The sequence below is a fragment of the Bartonella sp. AP20NXHL genome (genome assembly GCF_042196165.1).
GTDB lineage: Bacteria > Pseudomonadota > Alphaproteobacteria > Rhizobiales > Rhizobiaceae > Bartonella.
The window spans coordinates 1-23,439 of sequence record NZ_JBHIPV010000014.1 but is presented as its reverse complement, the minus strand read 5'-3'; the positions used below and the strand labels follow the sequence as shown (position 1 = coordinate 23,439).

18 protein-coding genes and 1 pseudogene are annotated in these 23,439 nt (G+C 37.2%); 9 read left to right on the top strand and 10 right to left on the bottom strand.

The window, feature by feature from the left end:
• Positions 1 to 509: 509 nt before the first annotated feature.
• Positions 510 to 653, top strand: a complete 144-nt coding sequence (locus ACFILL_RS07660) for a hypothetical protein (RefSeq protein ID WP_375623872.1) — start codon at positions 510 to 512, stop codon at positions 651 to 653.
• A 1-nt stretch (position 654) separates the two neighbouring features.
• Here the strand turns inward: ACFILL_RS07660 and ACFILL_RS07655 are convergent, their stop codons facing one another.
• The 4 genes from ACFILL_RS07655 to ACFILL_RS07640 all read right to left on the bottom strand — a co-directional run bounded on the left by ACFILL_RS07655 (position 655) and on the right by ACFILL_RS07640 (position 4,192).
• Positions 655 to 1,626, bottom strand: a complete 972-nt coding sequence (locus tag ACFILL_RS07655; protein WP_375643617.1) for a WD40 repeat domain-containing protein — start codon at positions 1,624 to 1,626, stop codon at positions 655 to 657.
• Positions 1,627 to 1,636: 10 nt separating this feature from the next.
• Complete coding sequence (locus ACFILL_RS07650) at positions 1,637 to 2,659, bottom strand: CobW family GTP-binding protein (protein WP_375643619.1); 1,023 nt, start codon at positions 2,657 to 2,659, stop codon at positions 1,637 to 1,639.
• Between the two features lie 21 nt (positions 2,660 to 2,680).
• Entirely contained in the window at positions 2,681 to 3,424 is a 744-nt protein-coding gene (locus ACFILL_RS07645; protein ID WP_375637763.1) for a creatininase family protein, read from the bottom strand.
• Between the two features lie 597 nt (positions 3,425 to 4,021).
• Complete coding sequence (locus tag ACFILL_RS07640; RefSeq protein ID WP_375631490.1) at positions 4,022 to 4,192, bottom strand: hypothetical protein; 171 nt, start codon at positions 4,190 to 4,192, stop codon at positions 4,022 to 4,024.
• 1,516 nt (positions 4,193 to 5,708) lie between these two features.
• Between ACFILL_RS07640 and ACFILL_RS07635 the strand changes: the two genes are divergently transcribed.
• Positions 5,709 to 5,978, top strand: coding sequence for a hypothetical protein (locus ACFILL_RS07635; protein WP_375631492.1), 270 nt, complete (start codon positions 5,709 to 5,711; stop codon positions 5,976 to 5,978).
• A gap of 899 nt (positions 5,979 to 6,877) precedes the next feature.
• Here the strand turns inward: ACFILL_RS07635 and ACFILL_RS07630 are convergent.
• Positions 6,878 to 8,212: an NAD(P)H-dependent oxidoreductase gene (locus tag ACFILL_RS07630; RefSeq protein WP_273791473.1), complete on the bottom strand. Its 1,335-nt coding sequence runs from the start codon at positions 8,210 to 8,212 to the stop codon at positions 6,878 to 6,880.
• A gap of 163 nt (positions 8,213 to 8,375) precedes the next feature.
• Between ACFILL_RS07630 and ACFILL_RS07625 the strand changes: the two genes are divergently transcribed.
• Positions 8,376 to 8,855 carry a MaoC family dehydratase gene (locus ACFILL_RS07625; protein WP_273791472.1) on the top strand — a complete coding sequence of 160 codons (480 nt, stop codon included), beginning with the start codon at positions 8,376 to 8,378 and terminating at the stop codon, positions 8,853 to 8,855.
• A gap of 865 nt (positions 8,856 to 9,720) precedes the next feature.
• On the opposite strand, the gene ACFILL_RS07620 is transcribed toward ACFILL_RS07625, so the two are convergent.
• The 3 genes from ACFILL_RS07620 to ACFILL_RS07610 all read right to left on the bottom strand — a co-directional run bounded on the left by ACFILL_RS07620 (position 9,721) and on the right by ACFILL_RS07610 (position 12,295).
• Entirely contained in the window at positions 9,721 to 10,380 is a 660-nt protein-coding gene (locus ACFILL_RS07620; RefSeq protein WP_015856780.1) for a methionine ABC transporter permease, read from the bottom strand.
• A complete protein-coding gene (locus ACFILL_RS07615; protein ID WP_375643620.1) occupies positions 10,373 to 11,407 on the bottom strand; it encodes a methionine ABC transporter ATP-binding protein in 1,035 nt (344 codons plus the stop codon). The genes ACFILL_RS07620 and ACFILL_RS07615 overlap by 8 nt, the downstream gene beginning before the upstream one ends.
• Before the next feature lie 69 nt (positions 11,408 to 11,476).
• Positions 11,477 to 12,295, bottom strand: a complete 819-nt coding sequence (locus tag ACFILL_RS07610; RefSeq protein WP_273791470.1) for a MetQ/NlpA family ABC transporter substrate-binding protein — start codon at positions 12,293 to 12,295, stop codon at positions 11,477 to 11,479.
• Between the two features lie 503 nt (positions 12,296 to 12,798).
• On the opposite strand from ACFILL_RS07610, the gene ACFILL_RS07605 reads away from it, so the two are divergent.
• Positions 12,799 to 13,437 (top strand): SH3 domain-containing protein, encoded by a 639-nt coding sequence (locus tag ACFILL_RS07605; RefSeq protein WP_273791469.1) that lies wholly within the window; start codon positions 12,799 to 12,801, stop codon positions 13,435 to 13,437.
• Positions 13,438 to 13,720: 283 nt separating this feature from the next.
• Here ACFILL_RS07605 and ACFILL_RS07600 read toward each other — a convergent pair whose 3' ends face one another.
• Both ACFILL_RS07600 and ACFILL_RS07595 read right to left on the bottom strand, forming a co-directional pair.
• Positions 13,721 to 14,752, bottom strand: coding sequence for an aspartate-semialdehyde dehydrogenase (locus ACFILL_RS07600; protein WP_273791468.1), 1,032 nt, complete (start codon positions 14,750 to 14,752; stop codon positions 13,721 to 13,723).
• 949 nt (positions 14,753 to 15,701) lie between these two features.
• Positions 15,702 to 16,100 (bottom strand): helix-turn-helix domain-containing protein, encoded by a 399-nt coding sequence (locus ACFILL_RS07595; protein WP_275065251.1) that lies wholly within the window; start codon positions 16,098 to 16,100, stop codon positions 15,702 to 15,704.
• Positions 16,101 to 16,394: 294 nt separating this feature from the next.
• On the opposite strand from ACFILL_RS07595, the gene ACFILL_RS07590 reads away from it, so the two are divergent.
• The 5 genes and pseudogenes from ACFILL_RS07590 to ACFILL_RS07570 all read left to right on the top strand — a co-directional run.
• Complete coding sequence (locus ACFILL_RS07590; protein ID WP_015856774.1) at positions 16,395 to 17,576, top strand: site-specific integrase; 1,182 nt, start codon at positions 16,395 to 16,397, stop codon at positions 17,574 to 17,576.
• 176 nt (positions 17,577 to 17,752) lie between these two features.
• Positions 17,753 to 17,953 (top strand): AlpA family transcriptional regulator, encoded by a 201-nt coding sequence (locus ACFILL_RS07585; RefSeq protein ID WP_015856773.1) that lies wholly within the window; start codon positions 17,753 to 17,755, stop codon positions 17,951 to 17,953.
• Between the two features lie 99 nt (positions 17,954 to 18,052).
• Positions 18,053 to 18,952: a toprim domain-containing protein gene (locus tag ACFILL_RS07580; protein WP_375637766.1), complete on the top strand. Its 900-nt coding sequence runs from the start codon at positions 18,053 to 18,055 to the stop codon at positions 18,950 to 18,952.
• Positions 18,953 to 18,964: 12 nt separating this feature from the next.
• Positions 18,965 to 20,572: a YfjI family protein gene (locus tag ACFILL_RS07575; protein ID WP_375643622.1), complete on the top strand. Its 1,608-nt coding sequence runs from the start codon at positions 18,965 to 18,967 to the stop codon at positions 20,570 to 20,572.
• A 595-nt stretch (positions 20,573 to 21,167) separates the two neighbouring features.
• Positions 21,168 to 22,937: pseudogene (locus ACFILL_RS07570) on the top strand (DEAD/DEAH box helicase family protein); the annotation flags it as partial.
• Positions 22,938 to 23,439 lie beyond the last annotated feature (502 nt).

The window sequence follows — 23,439 nt, the reverse complement described above, 5'->3', positions numbered from 1 at the left end:
CATAGGTTGCACAAAAGAATGGTCCTCTGGAACAGTTGGTACAGAAGGACGTGCAGGTTCAACAGGGGCAGAAGGAGTGGGGACAGAATCTGGAGATGAAGGAGATACCGGAACAGAAGGCGGTGATAGAAACTCTATGAAATGATTATTAGATGGAATTTTCTAGGAAAAAAACTGCAGTTTAGAAGGCTGCTAGTAGGCAACCTTGCTCTTTAGAGAGGGAAATCAAAAAAAATTTATTTAGGAAAATAGTGTTGAATTCCATTCTTCTGATCGTAGGAATAAATCGTTGTTTTAATGATGATATCAGCTATTTTTTGCCGAATTTTTAAGAAAAATGCTTTTGTGGAAGTATGTAGCCTATATAGATGTTGATAGGGAGTGGGTTTTCGGTCTTAGGGGTGATGTTTTTATTCTTGTATGGGGGTAGCAATGTTAAAAGGTCAAAAAACATGTCTAAGGTATTTTCTTGTCTAAAGGGGGGGAAGGAAAGGAAAAGGGAAGATTTAATGATTACGAAGATTTTAGGAGACTTTGGGGGGGAGATTAGGGAGATAGGATTTCTGAGAGCTCTAGAGATGCAAGGGGATAAGATTTCTGGAGGATTGTGTGGGCATTCTTTATCGGCGATGATTGCGCTTTTGGGTGCTTAATTTAATCAGTGATCTTGATTATACCACATTCACCATTTTCGCTACCGAAGGAGAGGTTTTGCCCTGCTTGATCCCAGTTAAGTGCTGAGATAGCGCTTTTTCCATAACCTTTTAGAAGGACTTCTTTTCCATCATGAAAATGTGCCGCTAAAATCATTCCATCATTGAAGCCTATTGCTACAATTTCTTTGTTTGGGTGGCATGAAACGGTGCTAACAAGCGCATTTGCTCGTGTGCCTAGTTCTAGAGGTGTTTTTCCCATGGGGCCGTCTTTTGTATGAAAGGGCCAAACAATTGCGGCAGAGGCACCTGATGTTGCTAGCCATTTTCCTTTTGCGCTCCAAGACCAGCTTTTGACTTTGCTTGGGTAGCCACTCATCCGTAAATGTTGATTATCAGTGAGACGCCAACCGTGTAAGGCGTTTTCTTGCATCGTGGAAATGACATAGCGGTTGTCTGGTGAAAAGGTGACGCCACAATGAGCTCCTTTCCATACCAATGTGGTGGGAGATACTTGCGTTGATAACCAATGAAGAGTGACTCCATTGTAATGGGCAACGGCAAGTCGTAAACCCTTTGGGGCAAAAGCGAGGCCTTCTACACTACGTTCATGTGTGAGCTCTTGTCGTTCTTTTCCAACATGCGCAAATGCGAAACGTGAGGAGGAAAAAGCAAAAGCTTTTTGTGGACCAAAAGCAACGTTGTTTATCCATTTGCGTTCTTTTTGGCTTAGCACTTCCGTGTGATCTGCTGCGGTTGTTTGACAGATTTTTCCATCTTCTCCACCGGTGATGATCGCGGTATTGTCATGGGAAAAATGGCTTGAAATTATTCCTTGGTGAACTTCAACGATTTGTGGGGCTGGATTAAAAAAAACAATGAAACCTTCTACGGAAACAAAGGCTGGTTTATTGCCTATAAAACCGCAGGAAAGGCAGTAACTTTTGAGATCATAATGGGTAATGTTTGGCATTATCACTCACTTATGCGCAATTTTCAAAACCAGTTTTTAATTTTTCAGTATCAAGAGAGCGTCCTATAAAAACAAGGCGACTTTCTCGTTTTTCATCTTCACGCCATGGGCGTTGATGTTGTCCCTCAAGAAGCATATGTATTCCTTGAATGACGTAACGATCATCGTCTCCTTGAAAGGCGATAATGCCTTTAAGGCGCAATATATCAGGTCCTTGTTGCTGTGTAACCTGCTGGATCCAAGGGAAAAACTTTTCTGGTTGCAGAACATCTGTTTTTAAACTTATAGAAGTGATGGTAATATCATGAATGGGGGATGCGTGATGATGGTCATGATCATGATTACAATCGGGACCACATACATGATCTGCGTGATGATGGTCAAGAAAATGGGGATCATTATCTAAAGTGCGTTGGAGATCAAAGAAGCCACGATCGAGGAGTTTATCAACAGGGATGTTAACGCGCTCTGTTGTGTAAATTATGGCTCTGGGATTAATGGCGAGAATAAGGGATTCAGCATGGCTGCGTTCTTGTTGGGTGACAAGATCAATCTTATTTAAAAGAATAATATCCGCGAAGGCAATTTGATCTTCAGCTTCACGACTTGTTTTCAGTTGAGAGGGAAAATGCTTTGCATCAACGACCGCTATGACACTGTCGAGAGCTGTTTTTTCATGGATAGTATCATCCATGAAAAAGGTCTGTGCTACAGGAACAGGATCAGCAAGCCCTGTCGTTTCTATAATGATCGCATCAAATCGATGAGAACGTTGCATCAGACTTTCCAGAATGCGAATGAGATCACCACGTACGGTGCAGCAAACACAGCCATTATTCATTTCATAAATTTCTTCGTCTGATTCAATGATCAGGTCATTATCAATACCAATTTCACCAAATTCATTGACAATGACGGCATAACGTTTGCCATGATTTTCACTGAGAATGCGGTTGAGAAGGGTGGTTTTTCCAGCACCAAGATAGCCTGTGAGAACCGTAACGGGAAGTTTTTTGGGGTGTGTCGTTTCCATGGAGAGACCTTTTATTGTTCTTTATTGCCATGTGTTTATGTTAAATCGATTGATATCATCAAGTAAATCACGAAGCTGAGACAGAACATGAGAAAAGATTGCTTCACCGGCTTGTGGTGTTGCTTTGCTTGCGTTTCCTGCCGCACCTTGCGTGTTCAGATCTCGCATTGTCCAACCAAAGGCATGAGGACCATAAGCACGTAAATATCGATAATTGGCAATCATATCCGCTTGTTTATTATGAAAATTTTTTGCCTTTTCCATATGGACTTTTTCTGGTGCTAAATAGAGCATGAGAGAGGTTTCGATAAAGCCTCCATGGATATCAAGATGTTGTTGAGACGGCTCTATGAGACCTTGTGGTAAACCAAAACGGCTCCAGCTTGTTGCTACAGCGAGCATGGAAAGGCGCCTTCGTAATTCGGTGATAACGATGCTCATTAAAGGTGAATTGCCTCCGTGAGCATTGAGAAGAAGAAGACGGTTGATCCCTTTGTGATAACAGTTTTCACCAATCTTTATCCATCGCTTAATCGCATCGGAAAAGGTAAGAGTTTGTGTACCTGTAACATCCATATGTTCTATAGAATAGCCAATCTTTTCAACCGGTAAAAGTGCGATATGAAACTGCTCTTTTGTTTGTAAAGTGAGGGCTTTTGCAAAAGCTTCAGCAATAATCCAGTCGGTTTCGAAAGGAAGGTGCTCTCCGTGATATTCGTGTGCGCCCAAAGGTAAAAGAGCGAGAAAAGGCCTGTTAGATACCATAAATTATTGCCTAAAAGAGAAGTTAACATAGACAAAGTGATCGAAGGTGCTGTCACTATTTAATCTATCTATAAGAGAAACGCAAATAGGCGTCTTTTTACATCACATATGGATGCATAAAAATGAGAGCTTTGTTAAAAATAGAGAAGCTTTTATTGAGCAATGCCAACGCAACTTTTCTGTAATATTAGGCAATCTTTCTCAAGATAGTTGTCTTTTTTAAGTATTTCTGATGTATATTATCATTTTTTAATAAGTAAATATTTATGCATATTAAATACTTCACATAAATAATGAAAAAATTATTTTTCATTATTTATTAAAAATGTAATTTTTTCTGTAAATTACATATTCTTTTTTTATTATAGAGCGAGGATGATCAAAGTATTTCTATTATTACAATAGTACAGACTTTTGTTGCAATCAGGAATTCTATTCAATTATCTGTATATTACAAAAGAATAGAAATATTTGTTGATTGATTTTACTTTGGATAGTGTCTTAACAGATTTTAGTGTTCATGAGAAAAAATAAATATAAAGGGAAGAATTCACGTAAGATAAATTTGTAATCTCATAGAGCAGTTTATAAGATGATTCAGTAAGAAACACCGTTGGATACATAATAAACAGAACGCCATTGTGTTGCACATTGACGCTTTTGTTTTAAAGAAACATTTCTCAAGGTATCCAAGCCTATTTTGCAACGGCGCCCGTGAATAGTATAACGATAAAGCCTTATAATATAAAATCTATTGTGTTCCACCATATTTACACTTTTAAAGTAAAAATGGGTATCATCATTCACTTTGCTAGTTTTCAATACTGTGTTAACAGCGCTTGTTAGTTAAAATACCTCATAAGTGATATTTTCCTTTCTTTAAGTGTGTTTACACACACACACCGATCTCGTTTGTTATTTGCAAGTGAAGAAATTTGATTGATTCAATATAAACAGAGTTAAAATTAAGAGAGTTTTATAATCGTCAGCTTTCTCATTCAACATGCAAAACAATAAATTATTATTATAGATTAATATTTTGCGATTAAAGTGATCGGTTGATGAATTTATCATTCAATATCAGTTTTCATGGCGTTATTTTTTCAATGTGCTACTTAAGTTGGTATTTTAAAAATGCAATTTTTTAGTAAGTTTCTCTATTCCTTTTCTTTCAAGAATTTGATTAATTCTTTATTATTATTATTTATTTTGCACAAATTGAAGACAGTTATGTGAATATTGCTAAAAATTTCGTTCAAAGAGAATTATTTGTTACTAATATAGAGTAAATATAATTACTTAAAATATAAATATGGTTGTGATCTACAATATTGACGAAAAATATGGAATAACTTTTATGAAAATTAAGAAAGAAAGTTTTTTCAGTATTTTGGGGATCATCTCATTTTTCATGACTCTCTTTTTATCTGGTTTTAGGTAGTTTGTTGGTGTTCTAGTATTGCTTATAATTTTTTTGTAAATCTGATAGATTTACTTATTTCATGCGTTTGTTTTATTAGGTTTGAAAGTCAATATTTTGTGTTCTTTATGCTGTATGGGATAAAGGGGGCTGAATTACCTTTTTTAAGATGCTAGCAGTATTTTTTTCTTTTTATATATCAGTAAAAGTTGAGAATCATTTTATTAACGTCTCTTCCATTTGAAAATAGAGATCTTAATTGCTTTTTATAATTTATACCTGTTTTATAGAAAAAGAGTACACTATTTTAAGGTTTATTTATTAGGATAAACTTGTTTTAGATCAAGGTTTTTATTCGCTACCAATTTTATGTTTCAATATTACTGATGAGTTATATAATAAAAGATTCACTAACAATATTCTATTTTTGTTTTTATTTAAATACTATATAAGTATTATCATTATATTGATAGTTTTAAATGATATAGTTCTTTAAAACTTCATTTTAAATTATTTATAAAATCTCTATTATTTAACTTTTTAAATAAATTTGTTTTTTAATATTTATTATAATGAGAAATTTTATAAATTATTATTACTATTGAAGAATAGAAATAAAAAATGACAAAATATTACTGTTAGTATCTTAAGTTATTATAATGTAAAAGGAATAAATCGTTTTTATCATTTATTGTTTTTTGTGTATTTACATGTAATACATAATGTGTTATATTGTAATAACAAAATTACATATAATATTTTATTGTGTCTGATTATATAAATGATTAAATATAAGTTTTGTTTTTTATATATGTGAAGATTACTTCATTTTTTCAGTGAAGAAAAAGAGGAGCAAAGAAAGCTATGTTTAAAATATTTAAAAATCGTGTATGTTCATTCACTTTTACACTATTTATTCTTTTTTTTGTACAAACTATAGCGGGAAATGCAAGTTTTTTAAAAAATCAATTTCAAGAGAGAATGGCAATTACTATTTCTACATTAGAAAAAAATGTAGCTATTAAAACTGTGAATAGAGCAGTTATTCAAGGCGTTGAGGAACAAGATGGTATTGCTTTGGGGAAAGCTGAAAAAGCTGCTGCCTTTTCAGGTTCAGCTTTTTGGGGGGGGTAGGTATTTTATCACTTCTTGCTTCTTTATGTATTGGGGATGTATTAGGTGCTGTTTTATCTCTTTGGGGAATATTCGTTACACTTTAATAGAAAGATCATCGATAAAGTCGATGACTTTTTTGTTCATTTCATTATGTTGAAAAAAATACATACTTGAAATCATTTATACTGTATTTGATAATAAAATTACTATTATTAATAATAAATGTAGCTTTTATTAACATTATTAAAGTTCAATGTTTTACATTTATATTTTTTTACAAAGTAGTGTAACCTGATTTTTTATAGTCTATGGTTATTATCCTAGTAATAAGGCTAGTATACTCACTCTCTTTAACAGCCTTTTAATATTGTCTACCTTCTCTCATATGAAGATTATTCATCAAAGGTATATTTTATCCTTTTTAAATTTTTTTATCTTTCATAAGGGGATAAAATAAAAAATATCCCTGTATTCATGGCTCTCATGCAATAAGAAAAATGAGAAATTATTATTTATCATTTCAAATTTGTTTGATGTTAAATCCATCAAAAGTATTTTTTACGTATAACAAGTTGTGTTCGTGTATGGACAAAATTATTAAAGAAAAAAAGAGTAAAAATTCTTCTCATTAATCATCTCAAGTGCTATGCGCTGTTGTAATATTGGCAAATAAAATGATGATGCCAGTTTGTAGCTTTATAGAGCAAAGATAGTGATACACAATGAACCTTATGCCATCTCATGGGGTGGTTTATACTGTCGCATTTACGGGACATATTGTGAGAGCGAAGTGGTGATGTGCGTCGTTTGAAAATGCTTTTATTAAAACAGAAGCCTGAATTTTTGATACAAGTGTATTCTGGGTTGTTCTGTTGCGTAAGGGAAGGATACTGTTAAGTAAAGTAATTTAGGAGTGTTTATAGCTTAGCGGAAGAAGGGCAATGAAGTAAAAGGTCTTGTTTAGCACGAAGACGTGCAATCCATTGATCTTCACGAATAGCAGTATTATGTACTGTAATGAGTTCGTTTTTTTTAATTGCGGCTGTTACTGTTGCTTTTTCCAAAAGACCACAAGGAATGGCGTGGTGAGCGCGTGCTTCTGCAATGTTCATTATCCAAGCACGATAAGTATAAAGACCGATAAAGTCTAGCTGATCACCTGGATGTAAATCTTTTTTAGCAACAGCACAGACTTCTACTACGGGATGGCTAAGAGGAACCATATCTTTTTTGCCATAAAGCATAATACGTGCGCAGGTGAGGGGAACTTCCATTGCTGTTAAATGATAGGGGCGATGAAAGGTGAAGTAAGGCCCCTGACCAATTTTTAAATCTTCCATACGTTCGCGTAAACGCGGGTGTGCTATTTCGGCAATGACAAAGACACCAGGTGAAACACCTGGACCTATTGAATAATCTACAACACCATATTGCTGTAAAATACCCCCATCTTGTTTTGGAATAAGCACTTTGTTTAAATCTTGTAGCGCTGCTCGTGGTCCATGCATTCCTGGGCAATCGGGGAGAAGTCCGGTGGCATTGGCAATGGCGGCCATTTCAACCATCGTTTTGGAACCATCAATAAATTCGACCAACATGCGCACATTCATATTACGCCGGTATGCTTCTTCTTCGTAAGCGTCAGGTGTAGCATCAAAGCGCAGAGGATTATTTTTTCCTTTACCCGCTGCAACAATCTTATGTCCAAGGGCTGAAACAAATTCTATGAGTTCCATACAAGCAGTTGGTTCATCGCCGGCACCAAGTGTATAAATAAGCCCTCGTTTTTCTGCTTCATGTTTGAGATAAGCGCCAATTGTAACATCTGCTTCAACATTCATCATGACAAGATGTTTGTTATTCTCAAGCGCTTTGATACCAATTTCTGCTCCTGCTTCGGGATAGCCTGTTGCATCAACGATAATATCAATTTGTTCATGACGTAAAACAAGGTTAATATCATCTGTTGCTGCAATCAAACCTTTTTCAATGCTTTGCGTGAGAGCATAAGTATTTTCAACTTCACAGACATGTCCACCCTCGCCATAGGCTAGTGTAGCGGCATCAAAAATACGTGACGGCGTTCTAGTGGCTACAGCTGCGACTGTTATACCATCCATATGTGCAATACTTGATAATAAATCTGTGCCCATTTCACCACAACCAATCAGTCCAATACGGATGGGGGGATGCTTTTCTGCACGTTGTGTTAAATCATGCGCTAAACCTGTTAGGTTCACATTGCTTGCCATTCTTTTTTCCCATTTGAAAACTATTCTGCTAAAGAACTTTTCTCATTCATAAAGTGCATTTGTTTTTAAGACAATTAATCTTTTATTCTTGATGCTCTAATCAATGGATTTTATAAAAGCAAGAGGGGTGGTTGCTTTTATCAAATAAAATAGGAATAGCGTTATGCAGCAAAAAATAGCAGTACAAGATGTCACCAGTTTTATTGGGAAAGAAATGGGATTATCGGAGTGGCGTCTTGTTACACAGGATATGATTAATCAGTTTGCATGTGCTACAGATGATCATCAATGGATACACGTTGATGAGGAAAAGGCTAAAAAGACACCTTTTGGCGGCACGATTGCTCATGGTTTTTTAACATTATCGCTTTTGTCTACGCTCGCTTATGAGGCGCTTCCAGAGTTAGAAGGGAGCACAATGGGGATTAATTATGGTTTCGATAAAGTACGCTTCATGAGTCCTGTGAAAACAGGGGTACGGATACGTGCGCGTTTTGTGTTAGACGACGCAGAAATTCGCCCTTCTGGTCGAGTGGTTTTCCATTATGGGGTTACGGTGGAAATTGAAAAGTTAAAAAAACCAGCTCTTACAGCTCAATGGCTTATTGTTGCTATTTTGGAAGAAAAACCTTCCAATATCTAGATTATTTGAGTGCTTTATTTTATAAAATTTTTATACAATTCTATTAGAAGTTTCTTCAATGATAATATTGAGAATAATCTATAGGATGATAGATATAGTGGAGCTATCATAGCGTTGATGGCCATAGCAGGTTGCTATTTTCCTAGATCGTTTTGAAGAGGAGTTTCTTAATGTAGATAGTGCATTGCTTCACGCTTTTGTTTATAGCGTTCTTTAATGGGATCATACCCATCACGTAAAACAGAACGCTTCAAATGGAATATACTTGCGTTGTCAATTCACGGGCTTATTTTAAAGAAACATCTCTCAACGCTTGTTACATCCATTTCGCAATGGCGCCTGTGAATGGTATAATGATAAAACCATTGAGCACCCCTATCTTTATGCTTTGTAAAGAAGAAAGCAGACACCATCATATTATATGCTAACCGCCAATGTAAGACAGGTCTTGGCGCTTGAGATAATTCATAAGAGGCATGCCTTCCTTCCTTTCTTATATAGTTTTTACTCACCCAGCTCTTCCCGCTTGTAACGTGCAAGCGAGAGGTTTTGGTTGATTCTATATAAGTTCAATATGTTCTCTAAGGTTGGGAAAGGTCGTGACCAATGTCTTAATTTGACATGATAATTTATTATTTTTATGTTAAGAGAGAGTCTCACATACTGTGAGATCTCTTATTTTATCCCCTTTTATATTCAATCAATTAAAACTATTTTCTTTCATTTTACAAACGGATGGGGAGAGATAAAAACTGTTTAAGAAAAAAGTTCCTAATCTCTTATGAGCGTTTTCGATAGGCAAGGGGGAAGCACTTTGGAAGTGGCAAAGAGGATGATGGTATTGGCATGTGAAATTCTAAGTCTTTTAATGTTTTGTTTTATCAAGTTTTTGTACGATTTTATCAGAAGTCCATTGGGTTATAATATTGAGCATGATCAAAAGGATGATGACGATGGTCATGATGAAGGTATTATAGCGTTGATAGCCATAGCGGATTGCCATATCCCCTAAACCGCCTCCACCAAGATATCCAGCAAGTGAGGTGGCTCCTATGAGAGAAATGACCATGACTGTAAAACCTGTAATCAGGCTAGGGAGAGCTTCAGGAATAAGAACATGTCTGATAATTTGAAGACGGCTTGCCCCCATAGAGCGGATCGCTTCAATAAGACCGTTTTCAACGGTTTTAAAAGAGAGTTCCGCCATGCGTGCATAAAAAGGGATAGCTGAAATGGTCAGTATAAAAATTACAGCAGGCATTCCTATCCCTCTTCCTACAACGATACGCGTAACGGGAAGAAGATAAAATGCAAGAATAATAAAGGGAATGGCACGAATACTGTCAATGATCATGCTTAAAGGGCGATTGATGAGAGATGAGGAAAAAATCCCCCCGCGTGCTGTTGTGTGAAGAAGAAGACCAAGGGGAAGCCCTATAATAAATGCCATAAAAGAAGCACTAAGTGTCATCAATATTGTATCAATAACAGCTTGGGGAAGTTCATGAGACAGAACATTAAACATAGCCTAAGACCTCACAATATCGTCCTTTTTTCGTTAACCATTGAACAGCTTTTTCTAAAGCTTCTTTATCTTCTCCAGGAAGAGCCAAGAAGAGTCTCCCGATGGTTTCATCTTGAACTGTATCAATGCCACCATGCAAAATACGTGCTTTTAAACCACTCTCATTTTCTAGAAGATGAAGAAAAGGCTGCTGGGCAATTTCACCGGCAATATTAATTTCAATGATAGCTTCTCGCCCGATTGGTTTGAGATTTTTCGCAAATTTTTCAGGAAGTTGCGGGGTGACAAGCTTGAGCATGGCTATGGTTGTATCGTCTTGCGGTGATGTAAAGATGTCTTTCACACGTCCTTCTTCTACAATGTTCCCCTGATTAAGAACAACAACGCGATGCGCTATGGTGCGCACAACTTCCATTTCATGGGTGATGAGCACAATCGTGAGATTGAGGTGTTTATTAATATCAGCAAGGAGCTCTAGAATAGATTGTGTTGTTTCAGGGTCAAGAGCAGAGGTAGCTTCATCTGATAACAATATTTTAGGATTAGCAGCGAGCGCACGAGCAATGCCAACGCGTTGTTTTTGCCCCCCTGACAATTGTGCCGGATAGCAATATTCTTTCCCAGATAACCCAACCAATTCAATCAGTTCAAGGGCACGTTTGTGGCGTTGTTTTTTACTTACACCACTTAATTTAAGCGGCAATGCAATGTTATCAAGAATATTTTGCGATGAGAGAAGATTGAAATGTTGAAAAATCATCCCAATTCGTTGACGGTAAGGCGCCCATTCTATCTCTGATAGATTGGAAATATCAACACCTTCAAAAAAAATGGACCCTGCATCAATCTTCTCTAACCCATTTAAACAGCGGATAAGTGTTGATTTTCCTGCTCCACTGCGCCCAATAATGCCAAGGATTTCACCAGCATGGATATTTAAAGAGAGATTATTAATTACCGGAATACCAGCCGTTTTGTTAAAACAACGGCTGATGTTTTTTAAGGAGATAAGAGTAGGTTTTTCCATTCACAATTACTCGGACATTTGGCACAATTACTCGGACATTTGGCACAATTACTCGGATATTTGGCACAATTACCAAGATGTTTGGGCGGTTTTGCCAAAAATCTCTTTGATTTTTGCACGGATAAGATCGTTATTGTAAGCGGCAACTAATTTTTTAACCCATGGCTCATCTTTTTCGCTCGTGCGTACAACGATGATATTATCATAAGGATTATTTTTTGCGCTCTCCCATGCGACTACATCTTTTTCGAAGTTTAATCCGGAAACAATAGCCCAGTTTGTGTTTATAATTGCAAGATCAAAATCGTCAATAGCTCGCCCTAACATACCGGCATCGAGCTCACGAATTTGCAGGTTTTTAGGATTTTCGATAATATCAAGCGGAGATGCAAGAATATTATGAGGATCTTTTAATTTAATGAGACCTAAAGAATTGAGAAGAAGTAAGGCTCTTCCACCATTAGATGGGTCGTTCGGAATACCAACATGTGCACCATCACGAAGATCTTTTAAGTCTTTTATTTTGTGTGAATAAACACCGATTGGAGCAATAAATGTATAGCCGACAATTGAAAGTTTATAGCCACGTTGTTTCATTTGTTCATTAAGATAAGGGGCGTGCTGAAAAGCATTCGCATCGATCTCTCCTGCGTTAACAGCGTCATTAGGCAAAGCGTAATCAGAAAAATAAACGAGTTCAATATCTAAACCGTCTTTTTTAGCCTGTTCAGCAGCAGTTTTCCAAATAATCGCATCCCGCCCTTCCATAATACCAAGTTTGATTTTTGATTTGTCTGTAGCCATGACAAAGACCGTAGATAAAAAAAGAGCAAAGAGAGAGAGGAATAATCCTATAATCCGACTACGAGAAAAAAATTTTAATGTCATGTACTTTTAACTTTCTTTTCCAGGAGATTTTTTGAGGGAAGTGTCAATATGCTCTGTATTTTTTTAGGGAGATTTAAAGTTATACAAGCTTTAGAGAATATTCAATCACTTTTATTTTTCAAAGAGTATTATTTTTCCTTCTATTTTAGTTGTTTTGAGGGCTGATCATCATTCATTCTCAGAAATGCTCTGAAATTCGGGCAATCAATTCTTCTATTGCAATCATTTGTTGAGGGAACCAATGACACTTAAAAAACTTCTTTAAGGGACGATTGGTTGAAGAACCGGACAATCAGATGATGCTTTAGCCGTAAATTCATGAAGAACATACTGCGCAATCAAGATCAAAAGGCCGTGTTCGTGTAGGCGATAAAGAGAGATTTTGTTGCAATGTTGTGGGGTCTTTGGGGGGATAAAGGTTGCTGATCATTGGATTTAAACGCGGCAAATTTTTGTAAAGGCGAAATTTTGCCCTTCACATGTTTTAGAGAGGAAGAAAAATAATGTTAAGAAAGAAATTTTTATCAACAACAATGATTTTATGGGCTTTGGGAGCGTCAGAGGTGGCTGTGACTGCTTTTCACGCAGAAGCTGGAACCATTACAGGAACAGTTGCTCGTGTTGCATCAGGTCAGGTATCTTTACGCACAGGTCCTGCGACAGCTTATAAAGTTATCGCAATGGTTCCAATGGGAGCAAAAGTGCAAATTTATGGCTGCCTATCCAATAAAACTTGGTGTTCTCTTGGTTATCACGGAAAAGTTGGTTGGGCATCTGCACGTTACGTCAATGTTAACAATGTTCCTACCATTGCTTTTAAAAGGATGCCTGTAAAATCAAAAGCCATGGTAAAATCGCCAAAAGAAAAAGTAAAACAGGCTGTTTCCGACTTTAAAGCTCTTCCGGCGATTCAAAAAACACGGAAAAATATGCAAAAACTATACAGAACAGATGTGATTATCGATTCTACAGGTGTTAAAAAAAGGGATGAACGAACAATTTTAAATCCGTCGCAAAAAGCACAAGGCGTTTCTGTAAAGCACGTGAGTGCTTATAATCCCTCCTTTCCTAATAATGTCAATTACAAAAATTTTGAACGTAATGAAACGCGTTACCGTGTCGTGACCTATCCTGCTCGATAAGGGTAAAGTTAATTTCACAACCGGAATGACAAATAGGATCAGCAGCATAAAGCAAAAAATGCTTATGCTGCTGATCCTATTGTACCGTAAAATGGTATTAAGGCGGCAATGCTTAACTTAAGGTGGTGAGGCATTCAAGGATATTCAGAGTAAAATTTGTCAATACCTCGAATTACGGTTCTTTAGGATGGTGATATGAATCCTCAGCTGGAAAAGATTATACTGAAGAGAAGCCGGACTTTTGACAGACCGGTTAGGGCTCTTCATCTTTTCGGACAGGGCATTAATTTGCGGACTTAGGCTTTATCAAATTACGAGAAATGAGCAATTCAGCAATTTGAACGGCATTCAATGCTGCTCCTTTTCTTAAATTATCGGCGACAACCCAGAAAGCTAAACCATTTTCAACGGTGATATCTTCACGAACACGACTAATAAAGGTATCATCTTCTCCGGTACCTTCATAAGGTGTGGTATAACCACCATCTTCGTGTTTATCGATAAGCTGACAGCCTGGTGCATCGCGGAGGAGCGCTTGTGCTTCAGATGCGCTTAGTGGTTTTTCAAATTCAACATGGACGGCTTCGGCATGACCGATAAAGACAGGGACCCGAACAGCAGTGGCCGTTAATTTAATTTTCGGATCGAGAATTTTCTTCGTCTCAACCGTCATTTTCCATTCTTCTTTTGTATAACCATCTTCCATGAAAACATCGATATGAGGAATGACATTAAAGGCAATACGTTTAGTGAATTTTTTTGATGTAATTGGGTCTGCAACAAAAACTGCACGTGATTGTTCGAAAAGTTCGTCCATTCCTTCTTTACCAGCTCCAGAAACCGATTGATATGTAGAGACAACAACACGTTTAATGATTGCAGCATCATGGAGAGGTTTTAAAGCTAAGACCAGTTGAATTGTTGAACAATTAGGATTTGCTATAATATTACGCTTAGAAAAGGCATTTATAGCTTCGCCATTGACTTCAGGGACTATTAACGGAACATTGGCATCATAGCGCCACGTGGAGGAATTATCGATGACGACACAGCCGGCAGCAGCGATTTTAGGGGCGTATTCTTTGGAAATGCTTCCTCCCGCAGACATAAGACAAAAGTCTGTGTCAGAAAAATCGTAAGTATCCAGTGCTTTTACTTTTAAAGTTTTATCTCCATAAGAAACTTCTTGTCCTAATGAGCGTCGTGATGCTAGAGGGACAATTTCATGCGCAGGAAAACCACGTTCTTCTAAAATTGTAAGCATTTCACGACCAACATTTCCGGTCGCGCCGACAATTGCAACTTTAAAACTCATTTTCTATATACTCCTCATGTCTCTCCACATTTATTCCCCGTGCTATACTCAGGAGAGAGTGAGTTGGTCAAGGAACATCATTAAATTATATTTTTGATTTTCAACAACTCAATTTTGTGCACAGCAATCATCATCGTTAGCACAATAAATTGTTTTATTTCAAATGATACGTCTTTTTTAATCTTTCAGAATTGAAAAAATTGAATATTTTACGCTAAGCTATTATCTCTTTAGAAAACACTTTAATTAAGTGAATTCCTTATCTTCTGTCAATTGTTTACCTTCACACTTTTGAATTTTTTAAGGAGGTATGCGTGCTTCATGCCCTCATACCTTAAATGATAGAATTTATGGCACAACAGAATAAACTTAAGTATCCATATATAGATAAATTCTTATGAAAGTTATACATATATTTTTTTCGTGTCTATTTTTTACTTTATATTTCTTATTTTTACTTTAATCCTATTTTGCTATAAATATCAATCTTTGTAGTATGGTGGTATAAGATCTTTAATCTTTCTCGATATATTTAAGTGTTTTTTTAGTGTGTGGGAATATTCTTAGGCTTGTTTGGAGAGCCTTTTGTTTAAGTGATTCATATGAGTGGAAAGCCGTTGAACACTCCCATATTTACGTTTAATAAAAGAGCAAGTTAGCACCATCATACATTTTTTTAGCACCCAATGTCGTTACAGCTCTTGGTATGTGAGACGATTCAATAAGAGGTATGCCTTTTTGTACATTTTTACTCACACGCCAACTTTGCTTGTGTTGTGCAAACAAGAGATTTTGATTGATACAATATAGAACACGTTTGAAATGAAAGAATTTTACGATATTCGAAACACTTATTCAATATCAATAACGTTAGATTATCATTATAAATCAACGTGCTATTTCTAAGTTAAACTCGTTAGAATTCGGATTATTTACAAATCAGATTAGATTAAGAATTTTCATTCTCATGAGGTGTGGGGAGACAGTCACAATTCTTGTCAAGATTATTAAGGACGTTGATTGTCCTTTCAGTGAATTTATGAAAATAAGGGGTCATTTTTTCATCAGAAATCAACTGCAAAATTGCTCTTTGTTTTTTGCGGGTCAGTATTCTGAAATTTTTTAAAAGTAAATATTCTGCTTTGCTTGCTATTCTGTCATCACAATGATAGGGGCTCTCTTCTTTTTTTGCGCTATCAGCATAAAAGAAGGAAACGGGAACATCTAATATATGAGCAATTTCCTGTAAACGTCTTGCACTTACGCGATTTAAGCCTTTTTCATACTTTTGGATTTGTTGGAATGTTACGCCTAAATGACTTCCTAATTGTTTTTGAGAAAAACCCATGACGTTTCTTCTGAAGCGAATTTTTGGCCTAAAGAAATATCGTAAAAATGTAGATTTTTGGCTTTCACTTGATGTCCCCACCGGTTGCGAGCGCCCTCGCATTAGTATTCCGGGGTCTGGCAACACATTGATTTATAATAATAAATCATCCTTTTTCAACTTGAATCATAACTCCGAATATAGTAAGATTTTCTCATCACAAACCCTCTCAGATTGAATCAATTAATATCACTTGCTTGCACGTCAAAAGCGGGGCTGGTGTGTGGGTAAAAATGAGGAAAGAAAGGAGTAAAAATGCCTCTTATGAATCGTCTTAATGCAAGGGCTGTCGCAACATTGGGGGCTGGCAAATATAATGATGGTGCCGGCTTGCTTCTCCATAAGCGTAAAGATGGTGGTGCTCAATGGCTTTATCGTTATACCATTCATGGTCGGCGCCGCGAAATGGGCTTGGGTGCGTTGCGAAATGTTTCTTTAAAAAAAGCCCGTGAATTAGCAAATCAATGGCGTTCTGTTTTGCATGAGGGGCGTGATCCCATTAAAGAACGTGAGAAACAAAAGCGTGAGGCAATAAGTAATCTCCATTATTTAAAAGACATTGCCTTAGATGCTTTTGAAAGTCGTAAAGCTGAATTAAAAGGAGATGGCAAGGCTGGGAATTGGTTTCTACCTTTACAACTTTATATTCTCCCCAAATTAGGCTGTATTCCTATTTCAGAAATTACACAAACAGAGATACGCAATGTTCTTGCTCCCATCTGGCATGCAAAAGCTGCAACCGCAGAGAAAGCAATAAATCGTCTTAATATTTGTCTCAAACATGCTGCTGCTTTGGGGCTGGATGTTGATTTACAAGCAACGATAAAAGCACGGGCTCTCTTAGGGAAACAACGCCATAAAGCACAAAATTTACCAGCAATGGACTGGAAAGATGTTCCTGCCTTTTATCAGTCACTCTGCAAAACAACAACAATGACACAACTGGCTTTGCGTTTTCTTATTCTTACAGGCGTTCGTACACGTCCTTTGCGCTATATGCATGAAGATCAGATTGATGGGGATATATGGACCATTCCTGCTGAAAGTATGAAAGGACGACGCGATGCTACAGAAGAATTCCGCGTTCCTTTATCATCAGAAGCACTAAAAGTGATTAAACAAGCACGCCTTTTATCTCGTAATGGGTTTCTTTTTTCTGCAACCGGTCGTGGTCCCCTTGCACAGAACAGCATGTTACAATACATGAAAAAAACAGGACTTGAAGCCTGTCCGCATGGTTTTCGCTCTAGTTTACGTGATTGGCTCGCAGAAACAACCAATGCCCCTTATGAGGTTGCTGAAACCATTCTAGGTCATACGGTTGGGGGAAAAGTGGAGCGTGCCTATCGTCGGACTGACTATTTAGAACAGCGTCGTATTTTTATGGATAGATGGGCTTCTTATGTTACTGATCAAAACAATAAAAGTTGTGGATAGCTCTATGTCTCCATTTTCCTTATTTTATCCATAACGGATAATACAATCACAAATTATTGCTTCTCTTGATAAAAAATCACAAGATATTGTTTTTTTGCTGGAAAAGTTTGCTACGAATTGCTATTTATATATAGTTAATAAACAGTGATTCTATCATTTAATATAAAGGGGATTCCATGATTCCAAACGGACCACTCCTCACAGTACGTGAGAGTGCAAAACTACTTAATATAAGCGTTTCAACACTTTGGCGGCGGGTCGCTGATGGCTCGGTACCAAAGCCTTTAAAGATTGGTTCCTTAGCGCGCTGGTTACAATCTGACCTTTGCGATGTAATCGAAAAGGCAAAAAACCAACGTGGCAACGACGCCGCCTAAAGAAAACTTCGCCTTATAGGACAGACAAAGTATTTCGACTTTCGCAAATCCCGAAATAACAGAATCTGTCCTGTAATGCAAGTAGCAGGAAGGGATTTTATGCATTTTACAAATGCTACAACAAGCAATGCTTATGCATTGCATACAACAGCTCAAAAAATTACTTGTGCATTACGTGGAGTTTGGCATGGGCGTTATGGAATAGCCCGTTGCCCTGCTCATGATGATAGGCTGCCTAGCTTATCCCTTGCCAATGGACATGATGGGCGTCTCTTACTCTATTGTTATGCTGGCTGCTCTTTTAGAGAGATCATACAAGCACTCATTAGAATTGGATTGCTTGGAAAACAAGCTTATGATCAGACGCTCTCTTTCTCCAAACAGTTTTGTGCTGATCTCAAACGAGCAAAACAGAAAGCAGAGAGAGCAAAAGCAATTTGGCAACAAAGCCAACCAATCAAAAATACTTTAGCAGAAACCTATTTACGCATGCGGGGTATTACATGTGATTTGCCTGCTGATTTACGTTTTCACGACAAGTGTCTATACCCCTCTGGGGGTACACTGCCCGCGTTGGTGGCTCTTGTTAAGGGCGCTGGCTCTTTCGCCATTCATAGAACCTTTTTACAAGCCAATGGCTGCAAAACAGACCAAAAACCAGCAAAAGCCATGTTGGGATCTGTAACGGGTGGTGGGGTGCATTTAAGCCAAGCCAATCCAAAACATTTGGTCATTTGTGAGGGCATTGAAACGGGTCTGGCTCTTTTGTCTGGGTTGTTATCTGAGCCTGTGAATTTATGGGCGTCTCTTTCAACCAGTGGCATGATGCGTGTGAATTTACCCCCTACAAAAGGGCGTCTCACCATTGCAATGGACGGCGATGATGCGGGTCGTAAAGCAGGTTTTACCCTCGCTGCGCGTGCCTATAACCATGGCTTTGAGGTCTTTATGATGCAAGCTCCAAAAGGAACGGATTTTAATAACGTATTACTTTCTTAAAAGAGGGAAACTATGAAAGATAGTAATTTACAAAACAATAATGAAAATACTCCCGTCAATGATAACGATAATGTCTCTTTAAACGAAAATACTTGTTTAAAAGCCATTCCTTATGAACAAGCCTTGCAACAAAATGGTTGGGGGCAATTAAAACCGATTGCTACGGCTCTCTTACCTGTCGAGCCTTTTAGCTTATTACAGCTTCCAATGCCATTAATGGGCTATATTTATGAGGTTGCCGATCTTCAACAATCTTCTATCGATTTTATTGCTATCTCTGCTTTATGTGGCTTGGCTGCTGTGATTGGCAATGGCGTGCGGATTGCTCCCAAAAAACATGATAATAATTGGAAAATTGTTCCTAATCTCTGGGGTGCTCTTGTGGGGCAACCTTCAACACTCAAAACACCTACCATGCAAGCCGCTTTAACTCCTCTCTATGCCTTTCAAGAGGAATGGCATCAAGAATGGTTAAAGAAGAAAGAACAGCAAGAAAAGAAAGATATTCTTATTGAATTAGATAAACGAGAAAAGAAAAAACAAGCCTATAAAGCACTCAAAGATCAAGATGAGGAACAAGCCCTTGCCCTTCTTTCACAATCTATTGAACACAAAGAAAGTGATGATAACACTCTTGATAAACGACGTCTTATTGTCAACGATGTGACTGTCGAAAAGCTTGGGGAACTCTTAAAAGAAAACCCCCGTGGTCTCTTGATGGTACGAGATGAATTGGCTGGGTTTTTAGCTAATATGGAAAGAAAGGAATACCAAACAGACCGTGCCTTTTATCTAACAGCTTTTAATGGCAATACGTCATACACCTATGACCGTATTGAACGTGGAACCATTCATATTCCCAATGCAACCATTTCCATTATTGGGGGCATTCAACCCTCACGCATTATTCCCATTATTCAAGCCATGTGCCATGGAATAAATGATGATGGTTTCATGCAACGATTTCAAATGATTGTATGGCCCGACGAACGAAAAAAGCGGTTATGGACGGATAGACCTCCCAATCAAAAGGCATGGGAAAGCTATCAAGGGGTCTTTCGTTCTCTTTATGATAAACCGTTAGGCTCACCAAAGCATCCGATAACCATACACTTTTCTACTGATGCCCAAGAGATCTTTCGTGTATGGTGGGAAGATTTTCAGAAAAAAATAAATAGTGGTCATTTCTCTACAAATTTACAATCGTATCTTTTGAAAATGGATAAAACCATACCAACACTTGCGTTGATTTTTGAATTGACCGAAGGGGGTCGTTTTGAAATCAATAGAAATGCTCTTGAGAGAGCCTTGTATTGGGAAAAATATCTGTTAAGTCATGCCAAACGTCTTTATGCGGCGCATGATACATTAGCAACAGAAAGTGCAAACTTGCTTGTCAAGCGCTGTGATTGTTTACCTAATGTTTTTACTGCACGGGATGTTTATAAACGTGATTGGAAATGTTTAAAAGACAATGAAGCTGTGAAGCAAGCTTTAGAGCTTTTATGCCGTTGCAATTATATTCGTGAAATCTCTGGAGACAATAACTCCCAAGGCGGTCGACCTACCATACGCTATGAATGGCATCCTTTAGTGAAAAGTCATAAAACATTTCAATGAATGAATTTTAAATTCCAATAAAACATATAACTTATGTATTCATAAAATGAAACCTTCAAAACACTTCCCATCTATTGGTTTTGGAGGTTTTGGGGGTTTTGGAGGTGCTTTTTATTCCCCTCTTTATATATTTTAAAAATCAAAATAAAAGTCACTATATTTCAATATGTTAATTTTTATCAACTTTTCAAAAAACAATCTATATCAACATTACAACCTGTAAATTCAACTTATAGCATAGGTTTTGTAGGGGTTTTGGGGGTATAGGGGGGGTATATGCTTTTTATCTTTCTTACAAAGCAAGCAATAAAAGCCTATCAAAACATACATTCTGATATCTTAAAAGCACATATCAAATTTGTCTTTTTTCCATAAAACGAACAGCAAATTTCACTATTTTGCTGATTTTACCTCATGTCATAGGCTGTGGATAAGTAGCCTTTAATAAAATTTCTTTTTAAGCAGGTTATGGGTCTTTAGCACCCTTTTTTTATTTTATTATTGCTATTTGTTTTAAATAGATCTAGCAGATTCTATTTAAAGTTTTTTGACACCTATAGATCAACGCTTATAAAGCGGTGGGGTTTTATTATAAATGCTTCAATCTCATAACAAACCACTGACATTACGCTCTCTGTTACAATCCTACCGTGATCATACAGAAAGTGCGCGCGATAGAGGAACTTCTTTTGAAAAGTTTGTAATTGCTTATTTGACGCAAGACCCTCTACAATGCCAAGAATATGAAAAGGTTCAAACCTATTGTGAATGGGCAAAAGAGCATGGAGAAGATGGGCGTGATATCGGCATTGATCTGGTTGCTAAAATTCGTGATGAAGAAGGATATGCCGCTATTCAATGTAAGTTTTATAGTGCAAATCATCAAATCAAGAAGGAAGATATTGATAGCTTTATTGCTGCCTCGGGAAAAAAGATCTTCACACGCCGTATTCTGGTTGATAGCACCGAAGGTAATTGGAGTAACAATGCCGATCTCACCTGTGAAGGACAAGGAATCCGCATTCAACGGATTAATCTTTTTGATCTGGAAAACAGTCAAATAGATTGGTCAACCTTTGAAAGCAAAGGGGAAGCTACTCTTAAGAAAAAAGAACCGAAAAAGCTTTTAGATCATCAACAAGAAGCGCTTAAAGCTGTTTGTGAAGGGTTAAAAGAAGCAGACCGCGGCAAGCTGATTATGGCGTGTGGAACGGGAAAGACCTTTACCAGTCTGAAGATAGCAGAAGCTCTTGCTGGTCAAGGTAAACGTGTTTTATTTCTTGTCCCCTCTCTTTCTTTAATGTCACAAACAATAAGAGAATGGACAGGAGATACAGCAATACCCTTGCGTTCCTTTGCGGTGTGTTCTGATACACAAGTTGGCAAGCGTCGTAAAGCCCAAGATGATGCTGCCGAACTCGATGTCTCGGATCTCGCTCTACCAGCAACAACAGATTCTCAAAAGCTTGGAGAAAAAGCCAATAAGACTTCTCCTGATGCAATGACTGTGGTCTTTGCTACCTACCATTCGATACAAGTGATTTCGGATGCGCAAAAGAAATATGCTTTACCGGAATTTGATCTGATCATTTGTGATGAAGCGCACCGTACCACTGGAGCTGTGTTAGGAACAGACAAGAGTGAATCTGAGTTTATCAAGGTTCATAATAATAGCCTTATTCGGGGCAAGAAACGTCTGTATATGACAGCAACCCCTCGTATCTTTAGTGATAATGCCAAAAAACAAGCTAATGAGATTGATGCTGTTCTGGCTTCTATGGATGATGAAGAGCTTTATGGCAAAATCCTTTATTCTTATAGTTTCTCCCATGCTGTAAAGAATGGACTTTTAACGCCTTACAAGATTATCGTTTTAGGTGTTGATGAAGGAGAAGTGAGTAAATCTATCCAGCATCTGATGACAGATGAGAATTATGAACTTATTCTTGATGATAGAACAAAGATCATGGGTTGTTATCAAGCTCTTACCAAAATGGATCTGAAAATTGATCTTGGAGATGATACAAGACCCATGCACCGAGCTTTGGCTTTTTGTAAAGATATTAAAACTTCTGAACGCATTCGTGACACATTCAATGATGAAGAAGTTAAGAAAGATTTACTTGATCTTCATGAAAACCATAAAAATATTCCCCCTCTTAACTGTCAAGCAGATCATATTAATGGAAAATCTGGTGCCAAAGACCGTACGATAAAACTTAATTGGTTGAAAGAAGATGCGGGTAAGAATGTCTGCCGTATATTAACCAATGTACGCTGCCTTTCAGAAGGTGTTGATGTTCCTTCCCTTGATGCGGTTATGTTTTTACACCCGCGTAAAAGCCAAGTGGATGTGATACAAGCAGAATTCGGTATCATATCAAAAAACACAATAAAGTCAATAGTTTGTGTGCAATTATTTTATATGAATCCACTCAAGAATCCATCTTTTTATGCATGATTCATTTGACCATTTTTTATATAAGATTGCCATGTATGAATAGACCATAAAAAGCAAATCATAATGTAAATATTATAACGCATGTAAACGTTCATATGAAATGAAAAGCAGTTATCATTCATAACAGTTCATAAATTTTATGATACGTTTTTATCACAGCACAAATCGCATACGTTTAAAGATCCCATCTTGTTTTAAAGATTGGATTGTTAATCACATGATAAAAACATAAAATTACAGTTCTCAAAATTAGAAGCGTAAAATAGAGAGCTGTCATAACAGCATCATCATAACAGCGAACATTTTAAAGATTGCATAAAAGGATTAAGGACAAGATCGATTTTATAACCACGGTATTTTTTTACCGAGGTAGGAAATAAAGGTCATGAAATTCAAAATGCTATAT